Source organism: Streptomyces sp. NPDC005955, assembly GCF_042871255.1.
In the GTDB taxonomy this organism is placed as follows: domain Bacteria; phylum Actinomycetota; class Actinomycetes; order Streptomycetales; family Streptomycetaceae; genus Streptomyces.
The window spans coordinates 186,916-206,862 of sequence record NZ_JBIAIF010000016.1; the positions used below are offsets into that span (position 1 = coordinate 186,916).

At 76.1% G+C, this 19,947-nt stretch carries 2 protein-coding genes and 1 pseudogene; all 3 read right to left on the reverse strand.

Annotated elements, in window-relative coordinates; all coding sequences use genetic code 11:
- Positions 1 to 29: 29 nt before the first annotated feature.
- Positions 30 to 10,385: an SDR family NAD(P)-dependent oxidoreductase gene (locus tag ACFYOU_RS29875; RefSeq protein ID WP_391309967.1), complete on the reverse strand. Its 10,356-nt coding sequence runs from the start codon at positions 10,383 to 10,385 to the stop codon at positions 30 to 32.
- A 25-nt stretch (positions 10,386 to 10,410) separates the two neighbouring features.
- A complete protein-coding gene (locus tag ACFYOU_RS29880; protein ID WP_391309972.1) occupies positions 10,411 to 19,842 on the reverse strand; it encodes an SDR family NAD(P)-dependent oxidoreductase in 9,432 nt (3,143 codons plus the stop codon).
- Between the two features lie 15 nt (positions 19,843 to 19,857).
- Positions 19,858 to 19,926 (reverse strand): annotated as a pseudogene (locus ACFYOU_RS29885) (hypothetical protein); the annotation flags it as partial.
- Positions 19,927 to 19,947: the final 21 nt, after the last annotated feature.

Genomic DNA, 19,947 nt, shown 5'->3' on the forward strand with positions numbered 1-19,947 from the left:
CCACGGGGCGGCCACCTCTCGGGCTCGGATCAGGAACGGAATTCGGAGTCGATGAACCGGAAGAGCTCCTCGGCGGTGGAGGGCGCCGACACCGGTCCGGCCCCGGAGCCGCTGCCGTTCCCGGAGTCCCCCGGCTGCCCGTCCGGGTGGGCGTCAGGCCGTGCGGACGGGTGGGCGGACGGGTGGGCGGGCGGTTCGGGAGCCAACCGGTCCAGCAGGTGGTCGGCGAGCGCGGTGGGGGTCGGGTGGTCGAAGACGAGGGTCGCGGGGAGCCGGAGCCCGGTCGCCCGGCCCAGTCGGTTGCGCAGTTCGACCGCGGTCAAGGAGTCGAAGCCGAGCTCCTTGAAGCTCCGGCCGTCGGTACCGGCCTCGTCGCCCGGCGGGCGCCCCAACACGGCGGTGATGTACTGGAACACGGTCTCCGCCACGAGTTCCCGTCGCCGCGGCGCATCGACCGCGGCGATCCGCTCGGCGAGACCGCCCTGGGCGGGGACGGGGCCCGGCGCGCCGGTCCCGGGCCGCCCGCGGACCAGGGACCGCAGTACGGGGGCGAGGTCCGGGGTGTCGGCGAGGCGAGCGGCGTCGATCCGGACGGCGACCGGTGCCGGGTCGCCCGCGGACAGCGCCGCGTCCAGCAGGGCCAGCCCGCGGTCCGGGGTCAGGGGGAGCAGTCCTCCGCGGACCAGACGCGCCCGGTCGGTGCCGGACAGCGAGCCGGTCATGGCGCTGTCGGAGTGCCACAGCCCCCAGGCCACCGAGGTCGCCGGCAGTCCGGCCCGGACCCGGGCCACGGCCAGGGCGTCCAACCGGACGTTCGCCGCGGCGTACGCGCCCTGACCGGCGCTGCCGACCAGACCGGCGGCGGAGGAGAACAGGACGAACGCGGCGAGGTCGGCCTGTCGGGTCAGCCGGTGCAGGTTCCGGGCGCCGTCGGTCTTCGGGCGGAGCACCGCATCGAGCCGCTGCGGGGTGAGGTTGGCGAGCGTGGCGTCGTCGAGGACGCCGGCGGCGTGCACCACGGCGGTGAGGGGGTGGCGCGGGGGCACCGCGGCGAGGAGCCCGGCGAGCGCGTCCGCGTCGGCGACGTCCACGGCGGCGGAGGTCACCTCGGCCCCCAGGGCGGCGAGCTCCCGGTGCAGTTGCCGGTCGGCTTCGGTGCGGGCGCCCCGGCGTCCGACGAGCAGCAGGTGGCGCGCGCCGTGCCGGTCGGCGAGGTGGCGGGCGACGAGGCGCCCGAGGCCGCCGTACGCCCCGGTGACGAGGACGGTGCCGTCCGGGTCCAGCGCCCGGGGGACGGTCAGGGCGACCTTGCCGGTGTGCCGGGCGAGACTGAGGTGCCGCAGGGCCTCGGGGGCCCGGGCGACGTCCCAGGCGGTGACCGGCAGCGGCGTGAGGACACCGGTCCGCAGCAGCTCGACGATCTCCGTGAGCATCTCCTGGATCCGGTCGGGGCCGGCGTCCAGCAGGTCGAAGGACTGGTAGCCGACGCCGTGTTCGGCGCGGACCCGGAAGGCGCTGCGCAGGTCCGTCTTGCCCATCTCGACGAACTGCCCGTCGGGGACGAGCAGGGCGAGCGAGGCGTCCACGAACTCCCCGGCCAGGGAGTTCAGCACGATGTCCACGCCCCGGCCGTCGGTGGCCGCGCGGACCGCGGGGACGAACGACAGGTCACGGGAGTTCGCGAGGCGTTCCGGCGGGAGGCCCGCCGCGGCCGCGGCCGCCCATTTGCCGGGGCTCGCGGTACCGAAGACGTGCAGCCCCCAGTGGTGGGCGAGTTGGATCGCGGCGCCGCCGACGCCGCCGGCGGCCGAGTGCACCAGCAGCCATTGGCCGGGCCGGGCGTCGGCGAGGTCGCGCAGGGCGTAGTAGGCGGTGAGGAAGACGGCGGGCACGGTGGCGGCCTGCGCGAAGTCCAGCCCCTCGGGGACGGGCGCGAGCAGCCGCCGGTCGGTGACGGCGACCGGTCCGATGCCACCGGGGACGAGCCCCGTCACCCGGTCCCCGGGCCGTAGGTCGGCCACCGATTCGCCGGTGGCGAGCACCACGCCGGCCGCCTCGGTCCCGAGCTCGGCCTCGCCCGGGTACATGCCGAGGGCGAGCATGGCGTCACGGAAGTTCAGTCCGGCCGCCCGAACGGCGATCCGCACCTCGGTGGGCCCGAGGGGTTCCGGTGCCAGCGGACGGTGGACGAGGTCGTCGGCGACGCCGCTGCCGCCGGGGGCCAGCCGCCAGGGCCCGGCGGGGGCGGCGCCGAGTTGCGGACGGTGGGGGCGCAGCCGGGGCACCAGGACCTCGCCCTCGCGCAGGGCCAGTTGGGTTTCGCCGGTGGCGAGGGCCGCGGAGAGTTCGTCGGTGGAGGGATCGCCGTCGAGCAGCACGACCCGTCCCGGTTCCTCCGCCTGCACGCTGCGGACCAGGCCCCACACCGCACCGCCGGCCGGCGCGGCGACCCCTTCCCCGGGGACCGCCTCGACGGCGTGTCGGGTGCGCACCACCAGGCGGGTGCCGTCCAGGCGGGGTTCGGCGAGGAGGGCGCGCAGGGTCTCGACCACTTCGCCGAGCGTGGCGCGCAGGCCCGCCGGGTCGTCGCCGGTGCCGGCCACGGGCAGCACCAGCGCCCGCGGGGACGGGTGCCCGTCGTCGAGTGCCGTGCGGAGGGCGGCCAGGTCCGGGTGGGCCGCGGAGCCGAGCTCCCAGTCGACCGCCGGGTCCGTGGGGCGGGCATCGGGGCGTCCTTCCGGGGCCGGGCGCTCCCAGCGGACGGTGTGCAGCGGGTCCGCGCGCAAGGGCTCGGCGGTGCGGAACACCACGGCGTCGACGTCCGCGAGGGGCCTTCCGTCGACGGTCCGCAGGGACACCGACACGGTGTCGTCGTCCCCGTGCCGCAGGAGGGCCCGTACCGCTTCCCCGTCTCCCACCGGGTGGTGGCGTCGGAAGCCGCGCCAGGTGAACGGGAGCCGCACCGCACCGTCGTCGGGGAACAGTCCGGCGACGGAGGCCGTGTGGAGGGCGGCGTCCAGCAGGGTCGGCGGGGTCCGGAAGGCGGGGCGCCCACCGGTGGGCAGCGGATCGAGGGACAGTTCGGCGTGCACCTCGGTGCCGGACCGGCGGGCGGCCCGCACCCCGCGGAACGCCGGCCCGTACTGGTAGCCGCGCAGGGCGAGGCCGTCGTACAGCTCCGTGACGTCGACGGCGGCGCCGTCCTCCGCAGCCGGCCAGGGGGTGCGGGCCGGCTGCGGCTGCCCGAGGGCGGTGGTCAGGGTGCCGGCGGCGTGCGGGGTCCAGGGGGCGCCGAGCGGGTCGTCGTCCGCGGGGACCGGGCGGGCGTGGACGGTGAGGGCGCGGGTTCCGTCGTGCTCCGGGGGTCCGACGCCCACCTGGATCTCCACGGCGCCGTCCTCGCCCCCGGCCGGGGAGTCCGGGGACAGCGTCAGGGGCTGTTGCAGGACCAGCTCCTCCAGCGTGGTCGCGCCGACCAGCTCCCCCGCGAAGAGGGCAAGTTCCGCGAGCACCGCACCGGGCACGAGGACGGTGCCGTCCACGGTGTGGTCGGCGAGCCAGGGCTGATCGTCCGTGGCGAGCCGGCCGAGCAGCAGCACGGTGTCGGTGTCCGCGGTCCGGACGGCGCCGGTCAGCAGGGGGTGCCCCACCGGGCGGGCGCCGTCGCCGGGCACCGCCGGGGCCGCGGGCACGACCGGGTCGAGCCAGTGCCGTCGGCGGTCGAAGGCGTAGGTGGGCAGCGGCGCCAGACCGGGGATACGGGGGCCGGTGTGCGCGGTCCAGTCGACCGGGACGCCGTGCACCCACGCCTCGGCGACGGAGTGCAGCACCCGGTCGGGTCCGCCCTCGTCGCGGCGCAGGGTGCCGAGCACCGCCGGGGTGCCACCGCTCCCGGGCACGGCGTCGAGGACGTCCTGGACGCCGATGCCGACCACCGGGTGCGGGCTGATCTCGATGAACACCTCGTGCCCGGCCTCCACGGCGCTCTCGACGGCGGTGCGCAGCCGCACGGTCTCGCGGAGGTTGCGGTACCAGTACGCGGGCTGCCCGAAGTCCGGTGCGCCCGGCGGCACGGCGGCCCCGGTGACCGTCGAGTAGATGTCCGCGGCGAAGCCGTCGGGTGGTGTCACCTCGGGGAGCACGGCGAGGAGTTCGGCCTCCAGGCGCTCCACCTGCGCGGAGTGCGAGGCGTAGTCCACGTCGATCAGTCGTACCCGTACGTCCAGGTCCACGAAGGCCTGCCGCACCTGTTCGACGGCCGCGACCTCGCCGGCCACGACGGTGGAGCGGGGTCCGTTGACGGCGGCGACGCCCGCTGCCGCGCCGGACGCGAGGAGCACGTCCCGTACGGTCGTTTCGTCGGCGGCGACCGACAGCATGGCACCGCCGCCCGCCAGGGCGCGCAGGGACCGGCTCCGCAGTGCGGCGACCGCGGCCGAGTCGGCCAGGGAGAGGGCGCCGGCGGCGCAGGCCGCCGCGATCTCGCCCTGGGAGTGTCCGATGACGCCGGCCGGTCGCACTCCGAAGGACTCCCAGACCGCGGTGAGTGCGGTCATGGTGGCCCACAGCAGGGGTTGGACGACGTCCACCCGGCCGAGGTCGGCTTCGCCGGAGAGTGCCGTCACGAGGGACCAGCCGGTCAACGGGTCGAGGACTTCGGCGGCTTCGGCGATCCGGGTGGCGAACGCCGGTGACCGGTGCAGCAACTCCCGGGCCATGCCCGGCCACTGGGCGCCCTGACCCGGATAGAGGAAGACGGGTGCCCTGCTCGCGGGTGCGTGGCCGGACACCACGGACGGTGCCGGGGCGTCCTCGGCGACGGCGGTGAGCCCCGCCAGGGCCTGTGCGTGGTCCTCGGCGATGACGACCGCGCGGTGGGGGAACACGGATCCGGTGTGGGCGAGTTCGGCGGCCACGGCCGGGAGTGCGGCGGGCGGCAGCCCTTCCAGATGGGCCCGCAACCGGCGGGCCCCGCCCCGGAGGGCGGCCGCCGACTTCGCGGACAGGACCAGGACGACCGGGTCGTGACCGGTCGGGGTGACCGGCGTCCGCCGCGGGTCGGGGGCCGGCTCCGGCTCGGGGGTTTCCTCGGGCCGGTGGGTCGCCGGGGGTTCCTCGATGATGACGTGGGCGTTGGTGCCGCTCATGCCGAACGCCGACACCCCGAAGCGGCGCGGGCGTTCGCCGGGCGGCCAGGGGGTGTTCTCGGTGAGCAGGGCGAGCCCGCCGCGCTCCCAGTCCACGTGTCGGGTGGGTGCGTCGAGGTGCAGGGTGCGGGGCAGGGTGTGCCGCTCCAGTGCCTGGACCATCTTGATGATGCCGCCGACACCGGCCGCGGCCTGGGTGTGCCCGATGTTCGACTTCAACGAGCCGAGCCACAGGGGCGGCCGATCGGAGCGGCCCGCGCCGTAGGTGTCGAGCAGGGCCCCGGCCTCCACCGGATCGCCGAGGGTGGTGCCGGTGCCGTGGGCCTCCACCGCGTCGACGTCGGCGGGCGCCAACCGGGCGTTGTCCAGGGCCGCCTCGATCACCCGCTGCTGGGCGAGGCCGTTGGGGGCGGTCAGTCCGTTGCTGGCGCCGTCCTGGTTGGTCGCCGAGCCCCGCACCACGGCGAGCACGGGGTGGCCGTGGCGGCGCGCGTCGGACAGGCGCTCCACCAGCAGCAGCCCCACGCCCTCGCTGAAGCCGGTGCCGTCCGCCGCGTCGGCGAAGGCGCGGCAGCGACCGTCCGGGGAGAGTCCGCGCTGTCGGCTGAACTCGACGAAGGTGGCGGGCGTGGCCATCAGGGTGGCCCCGCCCACCAGTGCGAGGTCGCACTCCCCGGCGCGCAGCGCACCGGCCGCCAGGTGCAGCGCGACCAGGGACGAGGAGCAGGCGGTGTCCACGGTGACGGCCGGGCCCTCCAGGCCGTAGGTGTAGGCGATCCGGCCGGAGGCGACGCTGCCGGCGCTGCCGGTGCCCAGGTAGCCGCCGTGCTCCCGGGGGTCGGCCTGGACCCGTCCGCCGTACTCGGTGTAGATCAGGCCCACGTAGACGCCGGTGCGGGAGCCGCGTAGCGAGGTGGGGTCGATGCCGGCCCGTTGGAACGCCTCCCAGGAGGTCTCCAGGAGCAGCCGTTGTTGCGGGTCGGTGGCCCGGGCCTCCCGGGGGCTCAGCTCGAAGAAGTCGGCGTCGAAGTCGGCCGCGTCGTGGAGGAAGCCGCCGTGTCGGGCGTACGAGGTGCCGGGGTGGTCGGGGTCGTCGTCGAAGAGGCCGTCGAGTGCCCAGCCCCGGTCGTCGGGGAAGGTGCCGATGGCGTCGCCGCCGTCCTCCAGGAGCTGCCAGAGCTGCTCGGGCGTACTGACTCCGCCGGGGTAGCGGCAGCTCATCGAGACGATGACGACCGGGTCGTCCCCGGTGCCGCCGGCGGTGGTCGCCGGGGCCGCGGTGCGGCGCCCGGTGGTGGGACCGTCGGCGGCGAGGTGGCGGGCGACGGCACGGGGCGTGGGGTGGTCGAAGACCAGGGTGGTGGGGAGCCGGCGTCCCGTCACCTTGGCCAGGTGGTCGCGCAGTTGCACGGCCGTCATCGAGTCGAGGCCGAGGTCGCGGAAGGGCCGGTCGGGGTCGACGTCCCGGGGCGAGTCGTACGCCAGGATGCCGGCGACGGCCCGGGTGACCGTCTTCAGCAGGTCCTCGGGGTCGAGGGCCGTCGCGGGCGCCGCCTCGGCGGCCGGGGCCACGGTCAGCCGCCGGGCGGGGGTGACGGGGACGGGCGCGGGCTCCGGGAGGGGGCCGTCCAGGGTGCGGAGGCGGAGTTCGCCCACGGTGAGCACGACGCGTCCGTCGGCGTCGGTGGCGATGACCGACAGGGCGGCGGGGCCGTGCCGGGTGACGCGCACCCCGGTCACCGGCACGCCCGGCAGATGGGCCCGGACGTCCGTCCAGACGAAGGGCAGGGTGACGGTGTCCGGCTCGGCGGTGGGGCCGGCCAGGAACGCCGCTTGGAGCGCCGCGTCCAGTTCGGCGGGGTGGACGGTGTACCCCGGTGCGCCGTCCGCGGTGGTCCCCGCCGTGGACGCGGGGGGTCGGGGGCCGGAGATGACTTCGGCGAGGACGGTGGTGCCGTCGCTGCGGACCGTGCGCACGGAGCGCAGTACGGGTGCGTAGTGCACGCCCCGGGCTTCCAGGGCGTCGTATCCCGCGGTCACGTCGAGGAGTGCGCCGTCGTCGGGTCCGTCCCGTTCGGGCTCGGGGGCGGGGGGTCCGTCCGCGGTCAACCGTCCGGTGGCGTGCAGCAGCCAGGGGTCCCCGTCGTCCCGCCGGGAGTGCACGGTGACGGTCGCCTCGTCGTCGTCCTGCGCCCGGACCGCCACCTGGAGCAGGACGGGCCCGTCGGAGGGGACGTCGACGGGGGCGAGCAGGGTCAGCTCCCGTACGTGGGGCAGGCCGACCCGCTGTCCGGCCGCGAGCGCGAGTTCGGCGAGTGCGCTGGCCACCAGGAGGGTGCGGTCGCCCAGTCGATGGGCGCGGGCCCAGTGCGCGGCGCCGGCGGGAACCGTCCCGGAGAACAACACCCCCTGTCCGTCCGCTTGTTCGACGGCGAAGCCGAGCAGCGGATGCCCGTCGGCCACGGGGGCGGTCGGGGTGCCGCCGACGGTTCGGGTGTCGAGCCAGTAGCGCCGCTCCTGGAACGCATAGGTCGGCAAGGCCACCGTGCGGGCACCGGGGGGTTCCGACCACCGGACGGCGACCCCGCTCACGTACGCCTGGGCCGCGGCGGTGAGGAGTTGCTCCGCTCCCCCCTGGTCACGGCGGAGGGTCGCGGTGGCGTGCGCCTCGACGTCCGCGTCCTCGAAGGTGTCCTGGAGGGCGGTGACCAGCACCGGGTGGGCGCTGACCTCCAGGAAGTGACGGTGCCCCGCGTCCAGCAGGCCCCGCACGGTGTCGGCGAGCAGCACCGGTTCGCGCAGGTTCGCGTACCAGTAGCCGGCGTCCAGGGCCGTGGTGTCGCCGGCCGAGGTCGCGGCGCTCACCGTGGAGTGGAAGGGCACGGTGGCGGGGCGGGGGCGCAGCTCGGCGAACTCGGTGAGCAGCAGGGGCCGCAGGGACTCGACCGCGGGCGAGTGGGAGGCGTAGTCGACGGGGATGCGGCGTGCCCGCAGCCCTTGGGCCTGCACGGCGGAGACGAACGCGGCGACGGCCTCGTCAGCGCCGGAGACGACGGTGCTGCGGGGGCCGTTGACGGCGGCGATCCCGAGGTCCGCGCGGCCCCTGAGGCGCTGCTCCACCTCGTCGGCGGGCAGCTCGACGGAGGCCATCGTTCCGGTCCCGGCGAGGGCCAGCAGCGCTTTGCTGCGCCGGGCGACCAGGGCGGCGGCGTCATCGAGGTCGAGGGCACCGGCGACGTAGGCGGCGGCGATCTCCCCCTGCGAGTGGCCGACGACGGCGGCCGGTTCCACTCCGAGGGAGCGCCAGGCGGCGGCGAGCGAGACCATGACGGCGAAGAGGGCGGGTTGTACGACGTCGACGCGGTCGAGTGCGTGGGCGTCGTCCCGGGCCCGGGCCACCACATCGAGCAGGTCCCAGTCGGTGTGCGGGGCCAACGCCACCGCGCAGCGTGTCAGTTCGGCTCGGAAGGGCTCGGAGGAGGCGAGGAGGTCCCGGGCCATGCCGGCCCATTGGGAGCCTTGGCCGGGGAAGACGAAGACCGGTCGCACGGGGCCCGTCGACGCGCCGCGTGCGGTGCGGCGCGAGGGCACGTCGTCGGCGAGGGCGGTGAGGGCGCGGGTGAAGTCCTCCGGGGTGCGGCCGACGGCGACCGCGCGGTGCGGCAGGGCGGCGCGGCCGGTGCGCAGGGTGTGCGCCACGTCGCGCGGGGACAGGTCGGGGTGGTCCGTGAGGTGGTCGCGCAGCCGGGTGATCTGCTCGTCCAGGGCCCGTTCGTCGTGGCCGGACAGCAGCCAGGCGACGGGGGTATCCACCGGGTCCGGTGCGGTGCCGTCGGAGGTCGGGGGCGCGGTGGCCGGTGGGGCTTCGACGACGATGTGGGCGTTGGTGCCGCTGATCCCGAACGAGGACACCGCGGCCCGGCGCGGCCGGTCGCGCTCGGGCCAGGGCCGTTCGGCGGTGAGCAGGGCGACTCCGCTGTCCTCCCAGGCCACGTGCGGGGACGGCGCGTCGATGTGCAGGCTGGCCGGCAGCACCCCGTGGCGCATGGCCTGGACCATCTTGATGAGCCCGCCGACACCGGCCGCGGCCTGGGTGTGCCCGATGTTCGACTTCAGCGAGCCGAGCCACAGCGGGTCGTCGGCCGGGCGGCCCCTGCCGTACGTGGCGATGAGGGCGGACGCCTCGACGGGGTCGCCGAGTCCGGTTCCGGTGCCGTGTCCCTCCACGGCGTCCACCTCGGCCGGCCCGAGGCCCGCGTCGGCGAGGGCGGCCCTGACGACGCGCTGTTGGGCGGAGCCGTTGGGGGCGGAGAGCTGGGTGCTGGCGCCGTCGGAGTTGACGGCGCTGCCGCGCAGCACGGCGAGCACGGGGCGCCCGGCGGCGAGGGCGTCGGAGAGGCGTTCGACGAGGACGAGGCCGGCGCCCTCGGCCCACCCGGTGCCGTCCGCGCCGGCTGCGTACGCCTTGCAGCGGCCGTCCGGGGAGAGTCCGCGCTGTCGGCTGAACTCGACGAACGTGGCGGGGGTCGCCATCACGGTGGCGCCGCCGGCCAGCGCCATCCGGCAGTCGCCGCGGCGCACCGCCTGCGCGGCGTAGTGCAGGGCGACCAGCGAGGAGGAGCACGCCGTGTCGACGGTGACGGCGGGGCCTTCGAGGCCGAAGGCGTAGGCCACCCGGCCGGAGGCGATGCTGCCGGCGCTGCCGGTGCCGATGAACCCTTCGAAGCCCTCGGGCGCCCGGGTGTGGCGGGAGCCGTAGTCGCCGTACATGACACCGGCGAAGACGCCGACGGGCTGCCCCGACAGGGACCGCGGGTCGATGCCCGCGCGCTCGAACGCCTCCCAGGCGGTCTGGAGCAGCAGCCGTTGCTGCGGGTCGATGGTGAGGGCCTCGCGGGGGCTGATGCCGAACAGGGCGGCGTCGAAGTCGGCGGCGTCGTGGAGAAAACCCCCCTGGTCGGTGTAGGTGGTGCCCTCCTTCGCCGGGTCGGGGTCGAGGAGTCCGTCGAGCGGCCAGCCGCGGTCGTCGGGGAACGACCCGATGGCGTCGGTGCCCGCGGCCACGAGTCGCCACAGGTCTTCGGGCGAGCGCACCCCACCGGGGTAGCGGCACGCCATGCCGACGATCGCCAGGGGTTCCCCGGCGGCCCGCTCGACCTCTTCGAGGCGCGCCCGGGCGCGCAGCAGGTCGGCGGTGGTGCGTCTGAGGTAGTCGCGGAGCCTGTCTTCGTTCGCCATCGCTACACCGCTCTCCGAAGGTCGGTCAGTGTTCGAGTTCTCGGTCCAGCAGCCCGAAGAGGTCGTCGTCGGAAGCTGCATCCATGCCGAAGGCGGCCGGGTCGGTGGCCTGCCCCGCGGGGTCGGCGAGCCGTCCCAGGGCGGTTTCCAAGGCCACGACGAGCGCGGCGCGTTGTTCGTCGTCGGGGGTGAGTCCGGCCGCCGATTCCACCCAGTCGCCGAGGGCGGACGCGTCGAAGACGGTCGACGGGGCGGCGCTGAGGGCGCTGAGGTGGTCGCTGAGGGCGCGGACGGTGGGGTGGTCGAAGAGCACCGTGGCGGGGAGTCGTGCGCCGAGTTCGGTGCCCAGTCGGTTGCGCAGTTCGATGGCGGTGAGCGAGTCGAGCCCCAGGTCGAACAGGCCCCGGTCATCGGGTACGTGGACGGACTTCGGCAGGCCTAGGACGTCGGCGACGGCGCCGGTGACGGTGGACCGGACCAGGGCGCGGGCGGCGGCGGTGTCCAGCCCTGCCACGCGGTCGGCCAGCGGGACGTGGGGGGCGCGGGCGGCGGCGGGCCGGGGCGGCAGCAGTTCGGCCAGGAGCTCCGGCGGGGCCTCCGGGCGCCGGGCGAGTGCTGCCGCGTCGAACCGGGCGGGCACCAGCAGGGCGGGGGCGTCGTCGCCGAGGCCGAGCGCGGTGTCGAGCAGGGCGAGGCCGTCGGCCGTGGACAGGGCACGGATGCCGAGCCGTTCGATCCTGGCCCGGGAGGCGGCGTCGAGCGAGGCGGCCATGCCGCCGGAGCTGTCGGCGTTCGCGGTTCTCCCGGCGTTCTCGACGCTCTCCGTGGCCCCGGCGTTCTCCGTGGCCCCGGCGGTATCGGTGTCCCTGGCGGTATCGGCGGTATCGGTGTCCCACAGGCCCCAGGCCAGGGAGGTGCCGGGGCGGCCGGCGGCGGTGCGTCGCTGGGCGAGGGCGTCCAGATGGGCGTTGGCCGCGGCGTAGCCGGCCTGCCCGGCGTTCCCGAGGACCCCGGCGACGGAGGAGAACAGTACGAACGCGGTGAGCGGCGCGCCGGCGGTGGCCCGGTCGAGTTGGCCGGCGGCGTCGACCTTGGGGCGCAGCACCCGGTCCAGGCGCTCGTCGGTGAGGTGGTCGAGCACGGCGTCGTCGAGGGTTCCGGCCGCGTGGAGGACGGCGGTCAGCGGGTGCGCGGGGTCGACGCTGGCGACGAGGGCGTCGACGGCGGGTCCGTCGGCGAGGTCGCAGGCGGCAGTCCGCACCCGGGTCGTCCCCCGGGACCGCAGTTCTTCGGCCAGGTCGCGCAGGGCGGGGTCGGTGTCGCCGCGCCGGCTCACCAGGAGCAGGTGCCGGACGCCGTGGTGTTCGGTGAGGTGGCGGGCCACGGCGGAGCCGAGTGCGCCGCCGGCTCCGGTGACCAGGACCGTGCCGTCCCCGAAGCGGGGGGTCGCGCCGGTCCGTGGGGCGAGCGGTACCAGCCGGGGCGTGAGGGCGCGCCCCCGGCGCAGCGCGAGTTGGCCCGGGCGGGCGGCGACGGCGCGCGGGAGCAGGGCGAGGGAGTCGTCGTGGCCGTCGGTGTCGATGAGGCTGAGGCGTCCCGGGTGCTCGTGCTGGGCCGAGCGGACCAGGCCCCACAGCGACGCCTGGGCGAGTGCGGGGAGCGTTTCCGTGGCGTCGACGGCGACGGCGCCCCGGGTCAGGACGACCAGGTGGGTGCGTTCGGGAAGGGCGAGGATCAGGTCCCGGACGGTCTTCAGGTTCCGGCGTACGTCGTCCTCGGCGATGACGGCGAGCACGGTGTCCTCGCTGCCGTCCGGCGCGTCGACCACGGGGAACGGCAGGGGGGCCGCGGTGTCGGTTCCGTGGACGACGGCGACGACCGTGGCGTCGTGCGGGGCGGTGTCGAGCGGTCGGGTGCGCCAGAGGACCTGGTGCAGGAGACCGGCGCCGTCGCGTCGGGTGCGCAGGGCGGTGGTGGGCACCGGGCGCAGCAGCACCTCGTCGACGGTGAGCACGGGGTGGCCGCGGTCGTCGGCGACGTCCAGGGCGAACGCGGCGGCCGAGGTCCGTCGGATCCGTACCCGCAGCGGTCCGGACGGGGTGCGGTGCAGTCGGACGCCGCGCCAGCCGTAGGGGACGTCGATCCGGGGACCGTCGGGGTCGGTGGGTGGCCGGTCCGGGTTCCGCAGGGCGGCGGCGAGCCAGGGGTGCAGGGCGGCGTCGAGCTGGGCGGGGACCGGGGTGGTGCCGGTGTCCACCTCCGCGTAGAGGGTGTCGTCCTCGGTCCACAGGGCGCGCAGGCCCCGGAAGGCGGGCCCGTAGGTGTAGCCGTGCTCCGCGAACTCGGCGTACACGTCCCCGAGTCGTACGCCGTGCGCGGTCGCCGGGCGGTCGCCGGTCCAGGTGGCGGGGGGCGGGGCGCTGTCGAGGGTGGCCTCGGCGTGCAGGGTCCACGGGGTGTCCTTGCCGGCCCGGGCGTGGACGCGGACGCCGTGGCCCTCGACGGTGACCCGTAGGTGTACCGGGGTGGGTCCGTCGACGAGGAGCGGTGCGTGCAGGGTGAGTTCGGCGACCGTGTCGGCGTCGTGCCGGGGTGCGAGCCGGGCGATCAGGTCGAGGAGCGCGGTGGCGGGCAGTACGGGGGTGCCGTGCAGTGCGTGGTCGGCGAGCCAGGGGTCCCGGTGCGGGGACAGGACGCCGGTGTACACGGTGCGCTCGCCGTCGGGGTCAGTGATCGCGGCCGACAGCAGCGGGTGGTCGGGGTCGTCGGCGCCGATGCCCGTCGCGGTGGTGGTGCCGCCGGGCGGGGGCGCCAGCCACAGGCGTTCGCGCGCGAACGGGTACGTGGGCAGCGGGACGGTCACGGCGCCGGGGCCGAGCAGCGCCGGCCAGTCCCAGTCGACGCCGGCGACATGGGCCGCGGCGACGAACGACCAGAGGGCGAACAGGTCCTCCTGCTTGCGGTCGAGGGCGGCGACGGCGGTGGTGTCGTCACCGAGGTCGCACTGGTCGGCCATCGCGGTGAGCGCGGCGTCCGGGCCGATCTCCAGGAAGCGGGTCGCGCCCAGGGCGCGCAGCCGGTGGAGGGCGTCCGCGAACCGCACGGTGCCGCGGACCTGGTCGACCCAGTGCGCCGGGGAGCCGAGGGCGGGGGCGTCGGTCTCGCGCCCGGTGAGCGTGGAGACGACCGTGGTGTGGGGTTGGGTGGCCCGTAGTCCGTGCAGCGAGGTGCGGAACGTGTCGAGCATCGGGTCCATGTGGGCGGAGTGGAAGGCGTGGCTGACGGGGAGCCGTTTGGTGCGGTGGCCTTGGGCGGCGAGTGATTCCAGGAGGTCCCCGAGCGGCTCCGGGTCGCCGGACAGGACGAGTGAGCCGGGTGCGTTGACGGCGGCGACGTCCACCCGGCCGTCGGTGCCGGCCAGGGCCGTTTCGACGGTGTCGAGGTCCGCTTGGACGGCGGCCATCTGTCCGCCGCCGGGCAGGTGCCCCATGAGTCGGCTGCGGGTGACCACGAGGTGTGCGGTGGCGGCGAGGTCCAGGGCGCCGGCGAGGTGCGCGGCGGTGATCTCGCCGAGGGAGTGGCCGGCGAGCAGCGGCGCGCTGAGGCCCCAGTCCGCGAGCAGCCGGAACAGGGCGACTTCCAGGGCGAACAGCGCGGGTTGGGTGTTCTGGGTGAGGTCCAGGTCGACGGCGGGGTCGGCGTCCACGGCCGCGCGGACGTCGGGGCCGCCGGCCGCGCGCACGGCTTCGGCGACCTCGTCGAAGGCGCTGGCGTACGCCGGGAACGCCCGGTGCAACGCGGCTCCCATGCCGGTGCGTTGGCTGCCCTGTCCGGTGAACAGCAGGGCCGTTTCGCCGCGGACCGGGGCGCCGGAGACGACCGCGGGGAAGGTGCCGGGGTCGGGCCTCGTACCGTCGGCCACGTGGTCGAGGCCGGTGAGCAGTTCGGTCAGGTCGCGGCCGAGGACCACGGCCCGCCGTTCGAAGGCGGTCCGGGTGGTCGCCAGGGACAACGCCACGTCGACGGGGCGCGGTCCGGGTTCGTCGCGGACCCGTCGGGCCAGTCGGGCGGCCTGTTCCCGTAGCCCCTCGTCGGTGCGGGCGCTGAGGACCCACGGCACGACCCGTGCGTCCCTGTTGCCGTTGCTGTCCCGGGAGGGCTGCGGTGCGGGGGCGGCCGGCTCCTCGCCCTGCTCCAGGATCACATGGGCGTTGGTGCCGCCGATGCCGAAGGAGGACACGGCGGCCCGCCGCGGCCCGCCGCCCTCGGGCCAGGCGGTGGTGCGGGCGGGCACGCTCACGGCGCCGCGCGTCCAGTCGACGTGTTCGGAGAGCCGGTCCAGGTGGAGGGTGCCGGGCACCTCGCCGTGCCGCATGGCGAGGACCACCTTGATGATGCCGGCCACCCCGGCGGCGGCCTGGGTGTGCCCGAGGTTGGACTTGACGGAGCCCATCAGCAGAGGGCCGCGGGGGCCGCGTTCGCTGCCGTAGGTGTGCAGGACGGCGCCCGCTTCGATGGGGTCGCCGAGCCGGGTGCCGGTGCCGTGCGCCTCCAGGACGTCGACGTCCCGGGGACGTAGCCCCGCGGTGTCGAGGGCGCTGCGGATGACGCGTTCCTGGGCCGTGCCGTTGGGTGCGGTGAGTCCGTTGCTGGCGCCGTCCTGGTTGACGGCCGAGCCGCGCAGCACGGCGAGGACCCGGTGGCCGGCGCGGCGGGCGTCACCGAGTCGTTCCAGGACGAGGAGCCCCGCGCCCTCCGCCCAGGCGGTGCCGTCCGCCCGTGCGGAGAAGGGCTTGCAGCGGCCGTCGGGGGCGAGCCCGCGTTGTCGACTGAACTCGACGAAGGTGGCCGGGCTGGCCATGACGGTGGCTCCGCCGGCGAGGGCGAGGGAGCATTCGCCCAGCCGCAGGGCCTGGGCGGCCTGGTGCACCGCCACCAGCGAGGAGGAGCAGGCCGTGTCGACGGTGACCGCGGGGCCCTCCAGGCCCAGGGTGTACGAGACCCGCCCGGAGGCGACGCTGCCCGCGCTGCCGCTGACGAGGTACCCCTCCAGGTCGGGGGCGGCGCCCCGGTGTTGGTGGAGGCGGGCGCCGTAGTCGGCGTACATGAGGCCGACGAAGACGCCGCTGTCGGTGCCGCGCAGCCGCGCCGGGTCGATGCCGGCGTCCTCGACGGCCTCCCACGCGGTCTGGAGCAGCAGCCGTTGCTGCGGGTCGACGGCGAGGGCTTCGCGGTGGCTGATGCCGAAGAAGCCGGGGTCGAACTCGGCCGCGTCGTGGAGGAAGCCGCCGTGCCGGGCGTACGAGGTGCCGGGGCGCTCCGGATCCGGGTCGAAGAGGTCGGGGTCCCAGCCGCGGTCCGTGGGGAACTCGGTGATCGCGTCGGTGCCGGAGGCCAGCAGCCGCCACAGGTCGTCGGGGGTGCGGACGCCGCCGGGGAACCGGCAGGCCATGCCGACGACGGCGATCGCGTCCTCGGCCGGGTCGGCCGCGGGGGTGTCGGGCCGGGGGTGCGAGGGGGCGGCGGGGTCGGTGACGTCGGTGGTGAGCGTGTGCGTGTGGTGGATCAGGGCGGCGGGGTGGGGGTGGTCGAAGACGATCGTCGCGGGGAGGTCCAGGCCGAGGTCGGTGTTGATCCGGTTGCGTAGCTCCACGGCGGTCAGGGAGTCGAAACCGAGGTCGACGAAGGCGCGTTCGGGGTCGACGGTGGTGCCCGCCGGGTGACCGAGGACCTCGGCGACGGCGTCGAGCACGACCCGGGTGACGTCCGGCCCGGCGCCCCGGCCGTCCGGGGCCGCTTTCCGCACGGCGCCGGGTCGGAGGGGCGGGGCGGTGGCGCGGGGGTCGAGGCCGGCGGCGGTCACCGTGGTCAGGTCGAGGCGCAGGGCCCGGTCGAGCAGGGTGAGGGCGGCTTCGGGCGGCATGGGTCGGATGCCGGCGCGGGCGAGGCGGGCGACGTCACGTTCGGCGAGTTCGCCGGCGAGACCGCCGTCGGTGTCCCACAGGCCCCAGTGGACGCTGAGCGCCGTCCGCCCGGCGTGTCGGCGCTCGTGCGCGACGGCGTCGAGGGCGGCGTTGGCGGCGCCGTAGCTGCCCTGCCCGGCGGTGCCGAGGACCGCGGCCACGGAACCGAAGAGCACGAACGCGTCCAGTTCGGCGCCCCGGGTCAGCTCGTCCAGGTGGCGCGCGGCCACGGCCTTGGGGGCGAGGACCCGGGCGAGCGCCTGCGGGGTGAGTCGCGCGGCGACGGCGTCCTCGGCGATCCCGGCGGTGTGCACGACGGCGGCGAGGGGGCCGTCCAGCGTGTCGAGCAGGCCGCTGAGGGCCGCCCGGTCGCCGAGGTCACAGGCGCGGACGTCGACCCGGGCGCCCAGTGCGGTCAGTTCGGCCACGGCCGCGGGGGCGTCGGGGTGCTCGGGGCCGCGTCGGGAGACCAGGAGCAGTCGGCGGGCGCCGTGGCGGGTGACGAGGTGCCGTGCGGTCAGCCGGCCGAGCGTGCCGGTGCCTCCGGTGACCAGGACCACGCCGCCCGCGCTGCTCAACGGCCAGGCCCCGGGCGGGGACGCCTCGGGGTCCTGGGCACCCCCCGGTGCCGGGTCGGCGTCCGGCACCGGGGTGGCGTCCGTCAAGGGGGTCAGCCGGGGCACGTGCACCGTGCCGTCGCGCACCGCCGCACGGGGCCAGCGGGCGGCCACCGCGGCGAGCAGGGCGTCGTCGTGGGTGCCGTCGGTGTCCACCAGGGCGAAGCGCCCCGGATGTTCGGCCTGCACGGCGCGCACGAGTCCCCAGACCGCGGCGGTGCCCGCGCTGACCTGCTCCCCTTCCGTGAGGGCCAGTCCGCGGGTGACGACCACCAGCGGGGCGGGCGCGTCAGCCGCGAGCCGTGCCACGACGGCGGCCCGGACGGCTTCGGCGGCCGGCAGCGGATCACCGGCGTCCGCGGTCGCCGCCTCGGGCAGGACGAGGACGTCGGGGACAGCGGACGCCTCGGCGGGGGGCGGCTCGGTGGCGAACGGCTCGGCGGCGGGCTCCCAGTCCGTCCGGTACAACTCCGCCGTGGCGGGCAGCGGTCGCAGGGCGAGACGTTCGACGGTGAGCACGGGCTCGCCGTCCGCGGTCGCGAGGTCGAGGCGGTACGCGTCGGGGCCCACGGGTGCCAGGCTCGCCGTCACCCGGGTCGCCCCGCGCCGGTGCAGCCGTATCCCGTCGAGGGCGTACGGGACGAGCCGCGGGCCGCCGTGGGTGTGCAGCGGCAGGACGTGCAGGGCGGCGTCCAGCAGCACGGGGTGGAGGCCGAACCGGTCGGCGCCCCGTACCGTCGACGGGGTCTGCGCCTCGGCCCGCAGGTGGTCGCCGGCACGACGGGCGAGGGTCAGCCCCTGGAAGGCCGGGCCGTACGCGTACCCGGACCCGTCGAGCTGCTGGTAGGTCGCCGTGCGGTCGCCCAGGTCGAGCCGGACGACCGGGGCGGGGTCCGGTTCCTCGGGCACCGGTGCGGCGGGGGTCGCCGTGTCGGTGAGGACGGCGGTGGCGTGCACGGTCCAGGTGCCGTCGGCGTCCCTGGCCCGTACCGCGAGTTCGCCCTCGGCGTTGACGCTCACCTGGAGCGGGACGTCCGCGGTGGTGATCAGCTCCAGCGGGGCCCGGACCAAGAGGTCCCGTAGCGCGGGGCGGTCCAGGGCGTCGCCCGCCGCCAAGGCGAGTTCCAGGAACGCCGCGGCCGGGACCAGGGTCCGCCCGTCGATGCGGTGCTCGGACAGCCACGGTTGCCGCCGCGGGGACAGGACGCCGGTGAACAACACGCTGCCGTCCGGGAGTTCGGTCGATCCGGCGAGCAGCGGGTGGGGGCTGGTCCGCAACCCGAACGCCTCGGCGCTGCCCTCCTCTTCCGGTGCGTCGAGCCAGTAGCGGCGGGTTTCGAAGGGGTAGCCGGGGAGATCGACCAGACGCGCGCCGACGAGGTCCGCGGTGCGGTCGACCTCGATGCCCGCGACCTGGAGCCGGCTCAACGCCGTTCGTACGGTGTCCCGTTCGGGCTTGCCGGGCCGGAGGAGGGGGACGGTGACGAGGTCGTCGGCCGACCCGGTCCGCCCGGTCTCTGCGGCGAGGGCGGCCAGGGTGCCGTCGGGGCCGATTTCCACGAAGCGGGTGACGCCGAGCGCGACCGCGGTGCGCACCGCGTCCGCGAACCGTACGGGGCGTCGGAGCTGTCGCACCCAGTACTCCGGTGTGGACAGCTCCTGCGCGTCGGCGAGGGCTCCGGTGACGGTGGAGATCACGGGGGTGTCTGCGGTGTGGAAGGTCAGCGGGGCGAGCGCCGCACGGAACTCGTCGAGCACGTCGTCCATGTGCGCGGTGTGGAAGGCGTGGCTGACCTTGAGCCGGGACGCCTTGCGGCCGGCCTCCTTCCACTGCCGCACCAACCGGTCCACGGCGTCCGCCTCCCCGGCGAGCACCACGGACCCGGGCCCGTTGACGGCGGCCAGTTCGACCGCGCCGCCCGTCGACGCCAGCAGTTCGACCGCCTGCTCCTGCGTGGCGGCGAGGGCCGCCATGGCCCCGCCCGGACGCGCGGACTGCATCAGCCGTCCGCGGGCGGCGACCAGGGTGCAGGCGTCGGGCAGGTCGAGGACCCCGGCGAGGTGGGCGGCGGCCACCTCGCCCACGGAGTGCCCCAGGACGAAGTCGGGCCGTAGGCCGTACGACTCGGCGAGGCGGTGCAGCGCCACTTCCACGGCGAACAGGGCGGGTTGGGCGTGCCGCGTCTCGCGCAGCACCTCGGCGTCCCCGGTGAGCAGGGCGCGCAGCCCGGTGTCGAGCAGCGGATCGAGGTGGCCGGCGACGGCGTCGAAGGCCGCGGCGTACACCGGGGAACGGTCGAGGAGTTCGCCGCCCATGCCGATGCGTTGGGCGCCCTGCCCGGAGAAGAGGAACGCCAACCGGGCGTCGGGGGCGGCCCGGCCGACCACCGCCCGCGGGTGCCGTCGGCCGTCCCGCACCGCGCCGAGCGCGTCCAGCACGTCCGGGTCGGCGTCGATGACCGCCCGGTGTGCGAACCGGGCCCGGCGGTCGAGGGTGTGGGCGACGTCGACGGGTCGGAGCGTCGGGTTCGCCGCGAGGGCGTCGTGGAGTGCGGCGGCCTGGGCCCGGAGCGCGGTGGCGGTCTTGGCGCTCAGCAGGAACGGTACGGGCGACGACGGTTCGGGGTCCGCACCGGGGTCACGGGTGTCCACCGGCAGCGTGCCGTCCGGTTCTTCCTCGGGTGCTTGTTCGAGGATGACGTGGCTGTTGGTCCCGCTGATCCCGAACGACGACACCCCCGCCCGCCGCGGCCTCCCCCGATCCGGCCACACCCTCGACTCCCCCAACAACTCCACACCCGAACCCACCCACTCCACCCGCGACGACGGCACCTCCACATGCAACGTCCGCGGCAACACCCCCGCACCCAACGCCATCACCGCCTTGATCACCCCACCCACACCCGCAGCCGCCTGCGCATGCCCCACATTCGACTTCAACGACCCCAACCACAACGGCACACCACCACCACGACCACCCCC

Bases quoted from the DNA above. Each gene is read 5' to 3' on its own strand.
- ACFYOU_RS29880 (WP_391309972.1), bottom strand. From the start codon at position 19,842: ATGGCGTTGGGTGCGGGGGTGTTGCCGCGGACGTTGCATGTGGAGGTG.
- ACFYOU_RS29875 (WP_391309967.1), bottom strand. From the start codon at position 10,385: ATGGCGAACGAAGACAGGCTCCGCGACTACCTCAGACGCACCACCGCC.